The organism is Variovorax sp. GW821-FHT09B01 (genome assembly GCF_059418345.1).
Window position 1 is genome coordinate 21974 of the sequence record NZ_JBWKPQ010000009.1, and the last position, 15644, is coordinate 37617.

Consider the following 15644-nt stretch of genomic DNA (forward strand, 5'->3'; position numbering starts at 1 on the left):
CTGTCGCCAAATCCTCCAACAATGTGGTCCGTCGCATTCAGGACGCCACCTCCAGGACCATCATCAGGCCGCCGCCTCCGTCTTGCTCAACGTTATTGTTGGTCGTGTGGTGCGGGATGTGACAGTGGACCAGCCACTTGCCAGGTCGAAGCGCTTTCCAGATCACGTCGTAGCGCTGGCCCGGGCCGACGTTGACGGTGTCTGCCTGGAACCGCGCCGACTCCGGCAGCACATAGCCGTCTCTTGCAACGACAGTGAACGGTCCACCGTGGACGTGCATGGGGTGTACGAAGTTGTTGTTGCTCCCCACGAACCTGAGCTTGATCGTTTCGCCGACCTTCATCTTCACCGTGTCGGTGGAGGGAAATGCTTTGCCGTTGATGGTGAAATAGTTCGGCAAGCCGCCTTCCATCAGCATCGCCGGGTAGGTCAGACCTTCGCGCTTGAGCCACTCCTGCAGTTGGATCACGTATTCATGATCCGCCTTGGGTGCCTGCTCGGCGTTCCTGGGATCGATGATCAGGGCCCCATACAAACCGAAGGCCTGCTGGCGGTCCACATGGTCGTGCGAGTGATAGAAAAATGTGCCCGCCTGCTCGGTCGTGAACTCGTAGGTATAGGAGCCACCGGGCGGAATCGGTTCTTGCGTGATCTTGGCCGGACCGTCCATCTCGTTCGGCAGGATCAGCCCATGCCAATGCACGGTGGTGCTCTCTGGCAACCGGTTCGTCACCTTGATGCGCACCCGGTCACCCTCGGTGACGCGAATCCGCGGACCGGGAATCGTCGCGTTGAATGCGTAGCCCTCGACGGTCACGTCCGGCAGGATGTTCCAACGGATGACGCTGGTCTCAAGGTTGAATACCTTGACGCCGTTGTCCATCGTGGGCACAAGGTCCACATCGCCGCGCGCTTGCGAGGCAGCGGTGTGCGCAATCTGGCGCGGATGAATCGCCGACATGTCCCGCATCGCTTGGCCGGGCGTGTCCCAGCCCATGATCATCGACGGCGGCATGATGGCGCCACCCACGTCCCGGTTCGACAGGCGCATGTTCACGAACATTGCGGGCATCGTCATGCCGGCCAGCAGCATGAGCGTGGTGGTCATCGTCACGGCCGCCAGCTGCGGTCGCGTCACATTCGGCCGCATACTGTGGCCGCCGCGGCCTTGCTGCGCATGGCCCGATTTGTCGCGCGACTTGTCCAGCGCAGGCTGGGCGCTCTGTTCGTGGCCGGTGTGCTGGGCTGCAGGGGTGGCCGCCGCGACAGGTGCCGAGCCATGCGCATGCGTTGGGGCATGTCCGGGCGCCGTGGTCACATCGGCTTGCACCTCGACCTTCTTCTCGGGCTGACGCTCGGTCATCAGCCCGTGCTTCATTTTCCGGGACACCATCCACACGTTCACCGGATACGCCACCGCAAACCCGACGGCCACGCCCAACGACATCACGCCCCAGAAGACGAGTTCGGTGGGATCCATCGCTCGCATGTCGCGCCCCATCATCAGCAGCGCCATGACGGGGGCCATGCCCGCCATCATCGCGTTCATGCTGATGAGTTCGGGCATGAACGACTTCTTGACGTTCTCCCAGTAGGTGCCGCCCATCATGTTCTTCATGAAGAGCGACTGGAAGATGAAGAGGCCGAATGCAAAGCCCGCGACGTACTCCACGATCAGATCGATCCACATCGGTAGGCCCAGCACCGCGGTCACGACGGCCGCCAGGATGATCCCCGTCGCATCACCCGCGACGCAGTGGATCGTGGAGCCTACGCCCTGTTTCCATAGCGGCTTGACGAACTCCTCGTGCTCACCGGGGGCCGGCTCCTTGTCCGCCATCACATACAACAGCAGGCCCACGGGACCCAGGTACAGGGTGACGAGGATGAACCCCCACTTCATCACCACGGGTTCCGGGTTGTTACTCAACTGGTCCCAGGCAACGTAGGCCGTCGACAGTGCCGCCAGAGCGAACCAGACGGCCAGAAAATAGTCGATGGGTTGAGCGAACATGGTGATCCCGTTGTTTGGGTTCAGGGGCGCACAATGCGCTTGCCTCTACCGGTTACTTGCGCCAAGCGGACCAAGGAAAACCCCGTAGATTGATATAAGCGGCTCTACGAAAGGGCCCCGCTTACCGTTCAGGGGTGCTTTTTCATCCATGCATCCAACTGCGCGATTTCCTTGGTTTGGTCCTTGATGATCTTGCGTGCCATCGCTTTGAGCTCCGGCGATTCTCCGTGCGCGATCTCGAGTTTGGCCATCTCGAGCGCTTGCTGGTGATGCATCTTCATCAGCATGGCGAAGTCCTTGTCGGTATCGCCCGATATTTGCATCTTCTGCATACCGTCCATGCCACTCTTCATCGCCTTCATCATCTCATCGGAGCCGCCCCCCTTTTGCATCTGCGCTGGAGACATGCCCATCGGCGCTGGCGCCGCTGAAGTGGAGGGTTGGGTTTGAGCACCCGTGGTCAGCGTAAAGCCCGCGAGCGCGCAGGCGCTCGCCAGAGTCTTGAAAGTCAGGGAGTTCATGGTTTTTCCTTGGTGGGTGTGAAATCAATGTGCCATTTCAAGGCAAGCAACCGCGCAGGCACGACAGGCCGTGGCGCAGGACTGGCAATGCGGCGCCTTGTGCTTGGCACATTCCTCTGCACAGGCTTCGCAGATGTCAGCGCACAGTTCGCAGATTTCCTTCTTGTGCTCGCTGCCGCGAGCGATCGCGGCAGCGGCCAGCTGGCAGATCGCCGCGCAATCCATGTCCAGCGCGATGCATCGCGCCATCATCTTGACGTTGTCCTCCTTCAAGCAGGCGATCGCACAGTGATTGCATGCGATGGCGCACTGGTTGCACGCCTCGATACAGGCAGAGTCGGTTTCATGTGACATGACTTACTCCTTCGTTTAGCGGCCGGCGGCTGGCGACCGGGGAAGAGGGACGACGCAACCGTCCCGAGTTGCGCGACCCGACGGATCGCGTGTGAGTGAAAAACCTTGGGTAGCCGGTGGATGGCGCGGCCTCGATGTGAACGGCGATGCGAATGTCGGCCCTGCGAAAACCGTGAACCTGATCGCAGCGTGCCGAAGACCCGAGCAGGTGTCTGTCGGACGACAACCCGGTCACGGCTGCGACCTGCCGACAGCCTCATGGCTTGCCGCGCCGGGACTTCCTGGATGCATTCGAGCGAGATGCTTTTCGACTTCTGTCGTGGCTCGACCTGCTCTTGTGATGTTTGCGACGCTGCCAGTACACGATTGCCCCGAAAACAATCACACCCAAGATCCAGGCAATGAACATGGTGCTCACTACATTCGCGGAGACCCAGCGGCCTGTCACGTACATGCGTCACCCCACTTAGCTTGCCAGCCGATCCGGCGCGAGCCTGGCTGCAGCAGGAGCGTGAAGTGAATGCGCTGGATCGGCTGCACGATGATTTCAAGCAGCTCGCCGATGAGGCTTAGCGCAGGCCCGCGATGTAGTCAGAAACTGCCTTGATCTCGCGATCATTGAGCTTCGCCGCTACGCCGCTCATCGGCACGCTGTTGAGTCGCCCCCCATCACGAAAAGCGGTCAGCTGCGCCGCGATGTATTCGGCGTGCTGTCCGCCCAGTCGCGGGTACTGGATCGGGATGCCAGCGCCGTTGGGACTGTGGCAGCCTGCGCAGGCCGGCACACTGCGGTCCCCAATGCCTCCGCGGTAGATCTTCTCGCCCAACGCCACAAGATCCTTCTCCTTCGCAAATCCGGGCTTAACGGGCTTGGAGCCGAGGAACCAGGCGACGTCGCGCATTTCCTGCTCGGAAAGCATCGCCGCCATGCCAGCCATGACAGGGCTCTTGCGCTTGCCGGACTTGAACTCCTGGAGTTGCTTGAGCAGGTATTCGGGATGCTGCTGAGCCAGTTTGGGATTGGCGGGAACGGCCGAATTCCCGTCGGCGCTGTGGCACGCGGCACATGACTTTGCATTGAAGACGACCTCGCCGTTTGCGATGTCAGCCTTGGCCGGCCTGGCAGGGGCTTTCTCGGTAGCGGCCATAGGCATGGGATCGGCTGCGAAAGAGGAGCCAGAGGCAAGTCCGCCGAGAGCAGCAAGCAAAAGAGGCACGAACAATTTCATGGGGTTTTCAGGTTCTGGGAAGGCTGGCTGCGAGAGGTGGCTGGAGATCGTGTTGGTCGTGTCATCCATGCGTCGCTCGCGCATGCGACAACACGCGAATGGGCGTGCCACACCTGACGACGTTGGTCGAAACGATGTCGCCCAGCTCGAGGGAGGTCTCAGGATCCAGCATCACGATGTGCGCGTGGCGCTGCCCCGTCGAGCGATCGGCCAGGATGGCGAAGCGATTCAGTGCAAGCTCGTTCGGGCTGACCGTCTTTCTGCAGTCCGTACGACCGCTGCGCTGAATCTCGGTCGCGCGGCCAATCTCGACAATTTCGCCTGTACGCCAACCGTTCTGGAAATCGCGATGCTGCTGGTAGAAACCGGCGCAGCCCGACAGACCGATGGAGACTGCCACGCCAAGAATCCCCGTTGCCACAGGACGTGCCATGGCGACGACGGGGTGTTTCATCTTCGTCATATCGGAAGAAACAACCTGCGGCATGTGACTCCAAAATCAGCTAGGACGCATCGCCGCTGTGGCTTGCGCCGTCCAGCTTGCGAAAGTAGAGACCGCTGAACACTGGCACGCAGCGCTCAGGAAACCCTGGGAGATGGATAGCGCGCTCGTGAACTTGCCATTCGTCGCGCAAGACATAGCCCTGCGTCTCGATATCGTTGATAAAGCGCTGGCGGTTGTAGACGTACATCGGTGAGAAGCATCCGTCGCCGATGTTCTGCGTCGTGACGTAGTCTTCGCCGTCGTACAGGGGCAGCTTGTTCAGCAAGATGTGCCGCGGACGATTTTCACCCTCTGCAAGCAGATCGGCAGGGTGCGCATTTTCCAGATAGTGCAGGGCTCCGGCAGAGATCCAGATGTCATTGCCATCCAGCATCTGCTCCAGGGCGGCTGTGTCTGAAAAGCTCAGCGCACCAGCCCCTGCCTGGCTGGCCATCTCCCGGCCGATGGAAGCGATTGCTGGTACTTCGACGACACGCCACGACAAGTCGTGCGGCATCTCCAAATAGCGGCGGTAGGCGTAGTAGTGGACACCGACCGATCCGCCGATGTCGAGCACCTTGGTGGCACTGTCTCTGAATGCACGATCGAGCCACCACATCACCGGATAGTCATAGGCAAAGACCTTCTTCGTTCGGATGTCCACGTACTCGGCTGCCAGGGCCGCGTGGTCAAACTCCGGACTGGTGGGAAGCCAGCCCCGGGCTTGTGCAAAGTCCTCGAACACGCCAAAGTAGCCGGCGAACCCCATTGCGGAAAAGAACCGTCTGCGCCGCCAGCGTTGCAACGCCGGCCGCGTGAGCGGCCCTTCCAGGATTCGCCGCAGGACTTGTGCCGCATCGGAGTCAGCCATGTTTTTCTCCGTCCGCCTGATGAGCGATGCCGACCAGCTTGCGTGTGGTGTCAGCGGGCCGATTCGATCTTGGTGACAACGATCTTTCCGTCGACCTTTTCCGCCTGGAAGCGGACCTTGGTGCCAGTCTCGACCTTGTCGAGCATGGCGTCGTCCTTGACGCCGAACACCATCGTCATGCCGGGCATATCGAGGTTCTTGAGCGGACCGTGCTTGATCGTGAGCTTCTTGTTGTCCTTGTCCACCTTTCGGATCTCGCCTTCGCTCAGATCCGAGGACGCGGCAGCATCCGAGCCGCCGGCCGCCGGCGCTTTCTCGCTCATGCCCGGCATATCTGCCATGGATTTGGATGATTGCGCGCTGGCCGCGCCGGCAAATGAGAAGGTGGCAACGAATGCTAAGAGTGCGATGCGAATGTTCGACATGAAAATCTCCTTGGATATGAATGAGTTTGGAGTTCCGCCGCGTCCAGATAGAAGCCTGCGGCGGACGTTTCGCGCTTACTTCCCGGTCTTGGTGACGTTCACGGCGCCCTTCATTCCGGCGTCGTAGTGACCCGGCTGCAGGCACGCAAAGTCGACCTTGCCAGCTTTTGTGAATTGCCAGACGATCTCGCCGCTTTTGCCTGGGGCCAGCGTCACCATGTTCGGATCGGAGTGCTCCATCTCCGGGTTCTTCTTCATGACTTCGTAGTGCTCCTTGAGCTCCTTTTCAGTGCCAAGCACGAGTTCGTGCTTGATCTGGCCGGAATTCTTGATCACGAAGCGCACGGTCTCGCCTTGCTTGACGCTGATGTCAGCGGGCGTGAAGCGCATGCTGTCCGCCATGTCGACGTTGATGGTGCGCGAAGCCTTGGCAGCGACGCCGGGCTTGCCGATCGCCTCATCGGCGTCATGGCCGTGACCGCCTGCATGGGTGCCCGAGGCCGAAGCGGCGGCGGCGGTCAGGGCGACCAGCGCTGCGAGAGCGGTGTTGCGAAAGGTGTGTTTCATGTGTTTCCTTTGAGAGTTGAGGTTGGAGGGGAACTGAGAAAAATTCAGTGGCCGGAATGGCCGCTGGCGGGCTTGCGAATCTGAACTTCGATGTTCTTGGCGGGCATGTTCTGTGGGCGCATCGCGGCCGCACCAGCGCCGCGCTGGCGCGAGGTCTCGGGTGCCGGGCCGTCCAGCTCATAGGCCACGGTGCCCTTGGGATGCTTGAACCAGCCAGGGTTGGAGTAATCACCGGCTTTCTGGTTCTTGCGCACCTTGACCACGCTGAACATGCCGCCCATCTCGACCGAACCGAAAGGCCCTTCGCCCGTCATCATTCGCGCGGTGTTGTCGGGGATCGGCATTTCCATCTCTGCCATGTCGGCCATGCCGCGCTCGCCCATCACCATGTAGTCGGGGACCAGACTCGAGATCTGCTTGGCCACGTCCTTGTGGTCCAGTCCGATCATGGTGGGCACGTCGTGGCCCATGGCGTTCATCGTGTGATGGCTCTTATGGCAGTGGAAGGCCCAGTCGCCTTCTTCGTCCGCCAGGAACTCGATCTGGCGCATCTGACCCACCGCCACGTCGGTGGTCACCTCGTACTGGCGCGAAGACTTGGGCGTCGGTCCGCCATCGGTGCCCGTGACCAGGAACTCGTGCCCGTGCAGATGCATCGGATGGTTCGTCATCGTCAGGTTGCCGATGCGGATGCGCACCTTGTCGTTGAGCCGCACGTTGAGCGAGTCGATGCCGGGGAAGATCCGGCTGTTCCAGGACCACAGGTTGAAGTCCAGCATCGTCATGATCTTGGGCGTGGCGCTGCCGGGCTCGACGTCGTAGGCGTTGAGCAGGAACACGAAGTCGCGGTCAACCTTCTCGATCAGCGGATGCTCGGCCTTCGGATGCGTCACCCAGAAGCCCATCATTCCCATGGCCATCTGCGTCATCTCGTCGGCATGCGGGTGGTACATGAAGGTGCCGGGCCGGCGCGCGACGAACTCGTAGACGAAAGTCTTGCCGGGGCGGATGGGCGGCTGATTCAAGCCCACCACCCCGTCCATACCGTTGGGCAGCCGCTGACCATGCCAGTGGATGCTCGTGTGCTCAGGCAGCTTGTTGGTCACGAAGATACGCACGCGGTCGCCTTCCACGACTTCAATGGTGGGTCCGGGCGACTGGCCGTTATAGCCCCACAAGTTGGCCTTGAAGCCGGGCGCCATCTCGCGCACCACGGGCTCAGCCACCAGGTGAAACTCCTTGACGCCGTTGTTCATGCGCCAGGGCAAGGTCCAGCCATTGAGGGTGACCACCGGGTTGTAAGGACGTCCGCTCGAAGGCATCAACGGCGGCATGGTGTTGGGTGTCGTCTGGAGCACGGGCTCAGGCAAGGCGGCCATAGCCACCTTGCTTACGCTGGCCGCGGCAACGGCCCCGGTGATGGCACCGGCGCCGGTGATGAAGTTGCGTCTGCTGGTCATGTCGTTCAATTCGTAGATGGGGTCAGTGCGCGGCGGCAGCGGAGGCTTCGCCGCCGCCGGCCATTGAGCCGCCCGCCGCGGTGGGTTTGCCCATCACCGACGCGGCCAGAGCGGCGTCGGCCAGCCAGAACTGTTGCTGGGCGTTGATGGCGTTGGTCACGCTGGAGATCTGGTCGCGTGCCTCAGCGAGCAACTCGAAGACGCCGATCAGCATCCCGTTGTAGCGAAGCACGTTTTCGTCGGCCATGGCCTGACGCAGCGGGACGATCTCGTCGCGGTAGTGGCGCGCGATGTCGTAGGCGGTGCGGTAGGCCGAATACCCTTCGCGCAGTTGTGACGCCGCGCCGCGAACCGTGGCGTCGTACCGGTTCGCTGCGGCCAGCGACTGCGCGTTCAGCATGTCGCGTTGCGCCGACCCCCAGTCGAACAGCGGAAGGCGCATGTCGAGCTCGAAGCCTCGGCGGGTGCTCTTTGTGTTCTCCGCGTTGTCGAACACGGTGTCACGTCGGCCACCCACCTCGACATCGATGAAGGTCGACAGCAGGTTGATGCCCTGCGACTTGCCCGCCACGTCGAGTTGGGCACGCGCGAGTTGGACATCCAGACGCTGCTCGGTCGCGGTGGCTGCGACTTCCTTCGCCTCGCGAGGGGCCTTGGGCAGGTCTGGCAGACGTTCGGGCAAAGTCAACTTCGCGGCCTGCTCATCGTTCAAACCCAGAACTCGAATCAACTCTTCGCGCGCAGCGGTGGTGGCGTGCTGCGCTGCAGCAAGTTGTGTTGTCGCATCGGCGTAGAACACCTGTTGGCGCGCGCGCTGCAGCTTGCTGAAGTTGCCGATGAGTTGCATCCGGCGCGCGAGTTCGGCGCTGGCCTGGGCCGACTTGTTGACCTGCTCGGCGTACTGCAGCGACTGCTGGGCCGCGACGGCGCGGACCCAGGCTTGCTTGACCTGCGTCACTTGGTCGACAACGGTGCTGGTCAGCTGAACCTTGGCCTGGTTCGCCTGGCTCTTCGAAATCGACAGGCGCTGCGGCAGCAGGATGAGGTCGACCAGACCAAAGGACAACAGCCGCTCCAGCTCAAGCTCGCTGTTCAGGCGCGTACGGGCGAAGGAGAGGATTGGGTTGGGCAGCCGGCTGGTTTGGTTCGCCGCGGCGATGTCGCCCCAGCTTTGGGCGATCAGCGCCTGGACGGACGGGCTGTTGGCCAGCGCGAGCTGCACCGCGTCGCTCTGCGACAGTGGCTTGGCAAGCAGATCCTGCGTCAACGCAGCGCGGCGGTCGCGCTGGTCCTGGGTTCTGCTGAGCTCGAGCTTGCCGCCTGTGAACTGCTGGGCATTGGTGTTTGTTTCCTTCAGGGCGTCGTCGATACCGACCGAGGCGCACCCGGCCAGGAAGGCGGCCGCCACGGCGACGGCCGTCAAACGCAAGGCGCGCTTCATGGCTTCTCCTTCTTAGCGGGCATGGGCATCGAGTGGCCTGGCTGCGCGGCAGGTGCAGCGGCTGCGCCCTTGGGCGATTCGGACTCTGCCGACCCGGTGCCCGATGCTTCCTTGGCGTAGGCCTGCCAGCCGCCACGGCGGTAGACCGTCTCGTTGGCTTCCTTCCAGGGGATGGACTTTTCGTCAGCAAAGGGGTGATAGCCCTCGAGCGCGGACTTGTAGCTCAGGACCGGCGGCGGTGCCGCAGTCGCGGCTGTGCTGCCAGGCGCAGGGCCCGGCGTGGGCGCAGTCTGGGCCACGGCGGCCAGCGCCGCTATGGCGGGGAAAACAGCCAGCCAACGGGCCAGCGATGAATGGAACATGGAGTCCTCGCAAGTTCATGAACGGAGTGCGTCAGAGCTGCCCGAAAAGGCATGACGCAGGCGATGCATGAGCGTTCGCGGCGGCCCGTGACGCGGGTCACGGACGCACGAACGCGTTAGGCGCGAGGAGGTTTGTCGAGAACGCGTGGCGCGAGCGTGGCCACCGTGATGGCCGGCTCCGCCAGGTCGGCGCGGGGAAGATCGTGGAAGACGGCCACTTCCAACGTACTGGTCAGCGCCGTGGCATGGCACGCGCCGCAGGTTCCGCACTTGTGCATCGCGTCAGGTTCCGCGCTTGCAGCCTTGGCAGTGTTGTCTTTCGCAGGCGGTTTGGCCGCCTGTGACGCCTCGTGGTGATGATCGCCGCGCCCGTCCGCATGCGGATGTTGGGCGTGGTCGTGCATCCCGGACCGCTCGACGGACATTTCTGTCATCGCACCGGCGTGTCCAGGTCCGCAAAAGACCATGGCGGCCGCCGCGTACCCCTGGAAGGGTACGGCAAACATCATGATCCAAAGGACGAACAGGCGAACCCGGTGCATACGGCGAATTCTAGATCGAGCGATGTGTCAGGTGGCCTGTACGTGTATCCAGTCCTGCGCGTAGCCCTCAGGGCTGTGCCTGTGCGCGAGCCTTGCTCGCGTCACCCTTGGGCACTGGCAGGGGCGCACCGAGCCTTGCAGCGGCATCCCAGTTGGGCTGCTTCTGCGCGGCTTCCAGTTCGGCCACCACTTCGGCGCGCGACTTGGAGGCTCCGACCTTCGGCGTGCTCATCGATCCCCAACGCAGCAAGCTGGCCCCGGCAGGGGTTTTCTGCGCGTCCGCAAGTTCAGCCGATACCTGGGCCTGGGATTTGGCAGGCCCGGCTTCGACGGGGTGATAGACCACGCCGGCTTCGTTGGGCGCGAAGTGGGACGGACCTTCCGCGTAGGCCGCAAATGGCGCGACGAATGCAGCACCTGCACCAACGGCAAATGCGAGCGAGAGGATTTGACGGTTCTTCATGATGGGTCTCCTTCAATGAATTGCTCGACTTCGCGAGCTGCACTGAACACGTCGGCATCGACCACCGAGCCGGCGATGCCAGTCAACTGGCTGGCATGCAGTCACTCTAGGAAGCCAGTCCGCCAATCACCCGCCATCTGGATTACAAAGAAGTAATGCACGCATGCGTCCTCGCGCCGTAGCATCTGACGATGCGAATACTGGTCATCGAAGACGAACACAAACTGGGCGACTACCTTGTCAAGGGCCTGACCGAGAGCGGCTTCGTGGTCGACCTCGCGCGCACGGGCATCGAGGGGCGCAGTCTCGCGCTCGATGGGGACTACGACCTCCTGGTGCTGGACGTGATGCTGCCGGGCATCGATGGTTTCGCCGTTCTTGAGGCCTTGCGCAAATCCAAGTCAATGCCCGTGCTGATGTTGACTGCGCGCGACGAAGTAACCGATCGGGTGCGCGGACTTCAAAGCGGCGCGGACGACTATCTCGCCAAGCCCTTCGCCTTCTCCGAACTGCTTGCACGGATCCAGGCGCTGCTTCGGCGCGGCAAGCTCCATGAGGTTTCCAACTACACGCTCAAAGACCTGAACCTCGATGTAGTGGCACGCAAGGCGACGCGCAACGGGCACCGCCTGGAGCTGACCGCCAAGGAGTTCGCACTGCTGACGCTGCTCATGCGCCGCCAGGGCAACGTGCTGTCGCGCACCCAGTTGGCTGAACAGGTGTGGGACATGAATTTCGACAGCGACACCAACCTGGTGGAAGTGGCGATCCGGCGGCTGCGCAGCAAGATCGACGATCCTTTCGAAGAGAAGCTGCTGCACACGGTGCGCGGCATGGGGTACGTGCTGGAGAGCCGGCAGGGCAGCGGATCATGAGCACCGCCGAAACCATCCGAGAGCCTGCTGCTTCAGCCCCCCCTGCGCTCGCCAAACCAGCGGCAACCAATACGGTTTCCAATTCCGAAGGCACTGGCTCCATTCAGGCCGCACTGTCTCGCTGGTTTGCGGCGCAGGCATTGATCGGCCTCAGCCTCGTTTGCGTGGCGATCTACGCCGTCACGGCGTGGAGCTTTCAGGTCAAGCAGGCCAGCGAGTTCGAGCGCCAGTCCGAGTTGATCAAGCACCTGATTCAGGAGTCGCGCGACGATACGGGGCGCGATGGGCTACGCCACAAGCTGGATGATTTCTTTTCGACCCACGCGGAGATCAGTCTTGTGCTGCGTCGCGGCAACGAAGTTATCTACTCGAGCACGCCCGTACGGGCGTCCGCGCGCTGGTTGTGGAAGCCGACAGAGGAGCACCAGACGCAACCGGGCGATGCCGCCATGCAGTTGCAGCTCGGAATCGACGTCCAGGAGGATTCCCGGATCCTTGCCCGGCTCGCATGGACGCTGGTCGGTGCCGTCGTGCTGGGCTCGTTGCTGATTGCTTTGACCGGTGCGTTGCTGGTGCATCGGGGCCTGAAACCCTTGAAGAAGCTGATTCAACAGACGGCCGCCACGGGGCCCGCGCACCCGGGGCTGCGCATCGATCCCTCCCCGTACGCCTCCGAAATCACCCCTTGGGTCGCACAGTTCAACGCAGTGCTCGATCGGGCGGAACAGGCCTACCAGCAGTTGGAGTCGTTCAATGCGGACGTTGCGCACGAGCTGCGCACACCGCTGGCCAATCTGATCGGGATGGTGGAGGTCGAGTTGGCGCGGCCAAGGTCGATCGAAGAGTTGCGCGACGTCTTGTTGTCGGCGCTGGAAGAAGCAAGGCGCGTCTCGGCGATCGTGATCGACATGCTATTCCTGTCCCAAGCGGACCGCGGCGCTGTCGCCCGGCGCTCCGCGCCGGTCAGCCTGGCCGACCAGGTGCGCACGGTACTGGATTTTCACGAGGCTACGCTCGAAGACGTGGGACTGAAGGTGCATGTCAGCGGCGATGCGCGCATTGGCGTCGACGCCGGTCTGGTGCGTAGAGCGCTGTCGAACCTGCTGAGCAACGCAAGCCGGTATGCGGCGCCGGGCTCGACCATCGCGGTCGTGATCGACACACAGCCTGACGGCGTCTGGGTCAAGGTCGCCAACCGTGGCGAGCCGGTCGCCGCCGACGTGCTACCCAATCTTTTCAAACGTTTCTTCCGGGCGGAGCGTTCCCGCACCGACTCGTCAGAGCACCATGGGCTGGGCTTGGCGATCGTCGCCGCGATCGCGCGAATGCATGGAGGCCAGACCCGCGCCACCTCCCGATCGGGCGTCACTGAGATCAGCTTTTCCATGGCGGTGTCGGAAAGCTGATCCGCGGCCGACCTGGTCGGCGCGCCGAGATTGCACACCAGCTGCAGCAGGGACCGTGTTTCAATCGGCGCTATCGCGGACTGCGCATTGCTCTTTTTCTCCTATGACTATCGGTCTTGAAGTTCTTATCGGCCACTGGAAGACCGATTCGTTGAGCACCTACAACTCGTGGTTTCTGTGGGATAAGAGGCTGAAAAACTTCCGATCCATCCGCCGCGGTCTAGCCCAGGTGGTCAAGGACATCGATGCAGGGACTTTCGGCAGCGCGTTTCGCGGCTCGTCGCTCGAAACGGTCGTGGGGTCGGTGGCAGAGCAGCGCCAGATCTTCAAGGGGGCCGACCACGCGTTTCTCTGGAAGCCCAAGCTGCGCATTCCCGACATCTATGAGAACGCCGTCAACCAGCGTGCCTTCGCTCGACTGCTGCACGCCTGCGACTGCTGTGACAGCGCCGAGGAGGTGGTCGAAGCCATCCGGCGGATCGACGCGCATCAGATCAAGGGCCTCGGGCCGGCCGTGGCGAATCTTCTGTACTTCGTCCATCCCACGATCGTGATGCCATTCAATACGGCGATCGTGAAGGGCTACAACGCCGTCACGGGCAGCAACGTCAAGCTTGGCAAGTGGGATCACTATCTCTCGATGCGCGAAGGCTGTCTACGCCTGAATGCGCAGCACCGCCGACTGCTGTCCAACGACATGGGCGCCCTGGCCGGCCTGCTCTTCGACATCGGCTCAGGTCGGTACACGGCACCGCCGCGCGACGACGATACAGCGGCCATCCGGGGCTGGGAGGCCGATCTCGAGAAAGTCCGCGAAGAATCGGCCGCCGCACACAAGCGCTGGGTGGCCGAACGCGAGAGCGATGCGAGCCACACGGAAATTCAGGGGTGGCTGCGCGACTTGGGCAAGTCGCTCGGCTACGGCGTCTGGATCGCCTCCAACGACCAAGGCCGCGGCTATGCAGGTGGGCGGCTCGGCGACGGCTGCCTGACGCGGTTGCCTTCGGGCGCCCAGCCCGGCCTGGACTTGGTACGCCTGATCGACGTGATCTGGGTGGAAGCCGACGGCTCCAAGATCGCCGCTGCCTTCGAGGTGGAGCACTCGACCTCCATCTACTCGGGCATCGTGCGAATGCTGGACCTTGCGCTGGGCACCGAGCTTGGCGCCGGGGTGTCGATGTTTCTGGTAGCCCCCGATGCGCGACGCGACGATGTGCGGCTTCAGCTACGCCGTCCGGCGTTCTCGCGCGTGGCCGAGCTCGGCATCCGCTATCTGCCGTACAGCGAACTTGGAACGCATCGCGAAGCGATCGGGCGGTTCGGTTCGGGCTTGAAGCCATTGAGCGAGATCTCTCACTTGCTGTAATCCTGATTGCGGCTTGTGCGGCGTGCCTACTTTCAAGAAGGGGTGGAGAGCATGTCTTCTGCAAAGCCAGACTTCGAGCAATTCGTCCTATGGCTCCATGGGCAACCCCTGGGCATCGCCGATGACGTAAAACGCCTGGCGCACCTGGGCACCTGGTACTCGCCAATTTCGACGCCGTTGCATGCTTTTCGACCCGTCAATTGCATAGAGGGGGCCTTCCTCCCAGAAAGAAGACAGCAGCTACGTAGTGTCCTCGATCAAACAGGACAGAAGTGCGAGCCACAGCCGGCTGTAGTGCGGCACAGGGCATTTTCTTTCCGTCGAATACATGGTGATTCGAATGTGAAGTTCACTCGAACCGATGTTTCTCCGAGGCCTGACTGCATGGAACACGTTCGGGCTGAATCGTCGAGTGGTGGATATCGAATCGCTCCGCAAGAATGCGGGATCCTTCAGCCACGAGACCGTCAAAGTCGCCGGTCGCACTGACCAGATGAACGCTCAAGCTCACCTTGCCGCTAGAGATAGCCCAGACATGCAGCTCGTGAATGGAATCGACCCCGGGCAACGCGCGCAACGCCTTGTCGACCTCCCCAACGTCGACATCATCCGGAGCACCCTCGAGAAGGATATTCATGCTGTCTCTCAGCAGCAGCCATGTCCGCGGCAGCACCCAGAATCCAATTGCGACAGCGATGACCGAATCAATCCAAGTCCACCCCGTCAGCCAGATCACAACGGCCCCCACGATCACTCCCACCGACCCGAGCATGTCGCTCCAGACCTCCAGGTAGGCGCCCTTGACATTAAGACTTCGATCCTTGCCCGACGAAAGCAATCTCATGCTCACGAGGTTCACGACGAGGCCCAATGTTGCGATCATCAGCATCGGGATGGAGTCGACCGTCTGCGGCTCGCGCATCCGTTGCCAAGCTTCATAGAGAATGTAGATTGCAACACCGAAAAGCAGGATCGCGTTGAACGCAGCAGCCAGGATCTCAAACCGGTGATAGCCAAAGGTCCGCTTGGTATCTACTGCGCGTTTACCGATCTGGATAGCGGCGAGCGATATTGCAAGCGCCATCGTGTCCGTGAACATGTGCGCTGCGTCCGAAATTAGCGCGAGGCTTCCGGTGACAAGTCCTCCGATCACCTCCGCGACCATGAACGTTGTCGTGAGGGCAAGTGCGATCCATAGGGATCGCTCGTGACCAGGTCCCGATGCGGCTTGTACGTGCGAGTGAGAGTTTCCGGATGCCATGAT

Annotated in this window: 17 protein-coding genes; 3 read left to right on the forward strand and 14 right to left on the reverse strand. The window is 62.1% G+C overall.

The features are described 5' to 3' along the window. Positions 1–37 precede the first annotated feature (37 nt). From AC07RV_RS23665 to AC07RV_RS23725, 13 genes are all read right to left on the reverse strand, one after another. Positions 38–2014 carry a multicopper oxidase domain-containing protein gene (locus AC07RV_RS23665; RefSeq protein WP_108137358.1) on the reverse strand — a complete coding sequence of 659 codons (1977 nt, stop codon included), beginning with the start codon at positions 2012–2014 and terminating at the stop codon, positions 38–40. Positions 2015–2142: 128 nt separating this feature from the next. Beyond that, on the reverse strand, positions 2143–2535 hold the full coding sequence (locus AC07RV_RS23670; RefSeq protein ID WP_108137359.1) for a DUF305 domain-containing protein: 393 nt from the start codon (positions 2533–2535) through the stop codon (positions 2143–2145). A gap of 24 nt (positions 2536–2559) precedes the next feature. Then, on the reverse strand, positions 2560–2889 hold the full coding sequence (locus tag AC07RV_RS23675; protein ID WP_108137360.1) for a four-helix bundle copper-binding protein: 330 nt from the start codon (positions 2887–2889) through the stop codon (positions 2560–2562). Positions 2890–3458: 569 nt separating this feature from the next. Beyond that, on the reverse strand, positions 3459–4118 hold the full coding sequence (locus AC07RV_RS23680; RefSeq protein ID WP_108137361.1) for a c-type cytochrome: 660 nt from the start codon (positions 4116–4118) through the stop codon (positions 3459–3461). A 61-nt stretch (positions 4119–4179) separates the two neighbouring features. Then, positions 4180–4572, reverse strand: coding sequence for a hypothetical protein (locus tag AC07RV_RS23685; protein WP_132970510.1), 393 nt, complete (start codon positions 4570–4572; stop codon positions 4180–4182). 49 nt (positions 4573–4621) lie between these two features. Next, positions 4622–5473, reverse strand: coding sequence for a methyltransferase, TIGR04325 family (locus tag AC07RV_RS23690; protein WP_108137363.1), 852 nt, complete (start codon positions 5471–5473; stop codon positions 4622–4624). 50 nt (positions 5474–5523) lie between these two features. Then, on the reverse strand, positions 5524–5898 hold the full coding sequence (locus AC07RV_RS23695; protein ID WP_181361134.1) for a copper-binding protein: 375 nt from the start codon (positions 5896–5898) through the stop codon (positions 5524–5526). A gap of 75 nt (positions 5899–5973) precedes the next feature. Continuing rightward, on the reverse strand, positions 5974–6465 hold the full coding sequence (locus tag AC07RV_RS23700; RefSeq protein WP_108137365.1) for a cupredoxin domain-containing protein: 492 nt from the start codon (positions 6463–6465) through the stop codon (positions 5974–5976). Between the two features lie 44 nt (positions 6466–6509). Next, positions 6510–7925: a multicopper oxidase family protein gene (locus tag AC07RV_RS23705; protein WP_108137366.1), complete on the reverse strand. Its 1416-nt coding sequence runs from the start codon at positions 7923–7925 to the stop codon at positions 6510–6512. Between the two features lie 22 nt (positions 7926–7947). Beyond that, positions 7948–9366, reverse strand: coding sequence for a TolC family protein (locus AC07RV_RS23710; protein WP_108137367.1), 1419 nt, complete (start codon positions 9364–9366; stop codon positions 7948–7950). After that, positions 9363–9728 (reverse strand): hypothetical protein, encoded by a 366-nt coding sequence (locus tag AC07RV_RS23715; protein WP_165941181.1) that lies wholly within the window; start codon positions 9726–9728, stop codon positions 9363–9365. Before AC07RV_RS23715 ends, AC07RV_RS23710 begins: the two co-directional genes overlap by 4 nt. A gap of 116 nt (positions 9729–9844) precedes the next feature. Beyond that, complete coding sequence (locus tag AC07RV_RS23720; RefSeq protein ID WP_281078685.1) at positions 9845–10270, reverse strand: hypothetical protein; 426 nt, start codon at positions 10268–10270, stop codon at positions 9845–9847. A 67-nt stretch (positions 10271–10337) separates the two neighbouring features. Beyond that, a complete protein-coding gene (locus tag AC07RV_RS23725; RefSeq protein ID WP_132970511.1) occupies positions 10338–10733 on the reverse strand; it encodes a hypothetical protein in 396 nt (131 codons plus the stop codon). 191 nt (positions 10734–10924) lie between these two features. Between AC07RV_RS23725 and AC07RV_RS23730 the strand changes: the two genes are divergently transcribed. The 3 genes from AC07RV_RS23730 (at position 10925) to AC07RV_RS23740 (ending at position 14380) form a co-directional block, all read left to right on the forward strand. After that, entirely contained in the window at positions 10925–11608 is a 684-nt protein-coding gene (locus AC07RV_RS23730; protein ID WP_108137369.1) for a heavy metal response regulator transcription factor, read from the forward strand. Beyond that, positions 11605–13014: a heavy metal sensor histidine kinase gene (locus AC07RV_RS23735; RefSeq protein ID WP_108137370.1), complete on the forward strand. Its 1410-nt coding sequence runs from the start codon at positions 11605–11607 to the stop codon at positions 13012–13014. Before AC07RV_RS23730 ends, AC07RV_RS23735 begins: the two co-directional genes overlap by 4 nt. A gap of 103 nt (positions 13015–13117) precedes the next feature. Beyond that, the gene (locus AC07RV_RS23740) at positions 13118–14380 is read left to right on the forward strand and encodes a type II restriction enzyme NmeDI-related protein (protein ID WP_108137371.1); all 1263 of its coding nucleotides are present in this window, start codon (positions 13118–13120) and stop codon (positions 14378–14380) included. Between the two features lie 349 nt (positions 14381–14729). On the opposite strand, the gene AC07RV_RS23745 is transcribed toward AC07RV_RS23740, so the two are convergent. Continuing rightward, entirely contained in the window at positions 14730–15641 is a 912-nt protein-coding gene (locus AC07RV_RS23745; protein WP_108137372.1) for a cation diffusion facilitator family transporter, read from the reverse strand. Positions 15642–15644: the final 3 nt, after the last annotated feature.

Excerpts from the sequence above, each read along its gene's own strand:
- AC07RV_RS23700 (WP_108137365.1), bottom strand. The coding sequence starts at position 6,465 with ATGAAACACACCTTTCGCAACACCGCTCTCGCAGCGCTGGTCGCCCTG.
- AC07RV_RS23680 (WP_108137361.1), bottom strand. The coding sequence starts at position 4,118 with ATGAAATTGTTCGTGCCTCTTTTGCTTGCTGCTCTCGGCGGACTTGCC.
- AC07RV_RS23740 (WP_108137371.1), top strand. The coding sequence starts at position 13,118 with ATGACTATCGGTCTTGAAGTTCTTATCGGCCACTGGAAGACCGATTCG.
- AC07RV_RS23710 (WP_108137367.1), bottom strand. The coding sequence starts at position 9,366 with ATGAAGCGCGCCTTGCGTTTGACGGCCGTCGCCGTGGCGGCCGCCTTC.
- AC07RV_RS23735 (WP_108137370.1), top strand. The coding sequence starts at position 11,605 with ATGAGCACCGCCGAAACCATCCGAGAGCCTGCTGCTTCAGCCCCCCCT.
- AC07RV_RS23725 (WP_132970511.1), bottom strand. The coding sequence starts at position 10,733 with ATGAAGAACCGTCAAATCCTCTCGCTCGCATTTGCCGTTGGTGCAGGT.
- AC07RV_RS23720 (WP_281078685.1), bottom strand. The coding sequence starts at position 10,270 with ATGCACCGGGTTCGCCTGTTCGTCCTTTGGATCATGATGTTTGCCGTA.
- AC07RV_RS23675 (WP_108137360.1), bottom strand. The coding sequence starts at position 2,889 with ATGTCACATGAAACCGACTCTGCCTGTATCGAGGCGTGCAACCAGTGC.
- AC07RV_RS23715 (WP_165941181.1), bottom strand. The coding sequence starts at position 9,728 with ATGTTCCATTCATCGCTGGCCCGTTGGCTGGCTGTTTTCCCCGCCATA.
- AC07RV_RS23695 (WP_181361134.1), bottom strand. The coding sequence starts at position 5,898 with ATGTCGAACATTCGCATCGCACTCTTAGCATTCGTTGCCACCTTCTCA.
- AC07RV_RS23670 (WP_108137359.1), bottom strand. The coding sequence starts at position 2,535 with ATGAACTCCCTGACTTTCAAGACTCTGGCGAGCGCCTGCGCGCTCGCG.
- AC07RV_RS23705 (WP_108137366.1), bottom strand. The coding sequence starts at position 7,925 with ATGACCAGCAGACGCAACTTCATCACCGGCGCCGGTGCCATCACCGGG.
- AC07RV_RS23730 (WP_108137369.1), top strand. The coding sequence starts at position 10,925 with ATGCGAATACTGGTCATCGAAGACGAACACAAACTGGGCGACTACCTT.
- AC07RV_RS23685 (WP_132970510.1), bottom strand. The coding sequence starts at position 4,572 with ATGAAACACCCCGTCGTCGCCATGGCACGTCCTGTGGCAACGGGGATT.
- AC07RV_RS23690 (WP_108137363.1), bottom strand. The coding sequence starts at position 5,473 with ATGGCTGACTCCGATGCGGCACAAGTCCTGCGGCGAATCCTGGAAGGG.
- AC07RV_RS23665 (WP_108137358.1), bottom strand. The coding sequence starts at position 2,014 with ATGTTCGCTCAACCCATCGACTATTTTCTGGCCGTCTGGTTCGCTCTG.
- AC07RV_RS23745 (WP_108137372.1), bottom strand. The coding sequence starts at position 15,641 with ATGGCATCCGGAAACTCTCACTCGCACGTACAAGCCGCATCGGGACCT.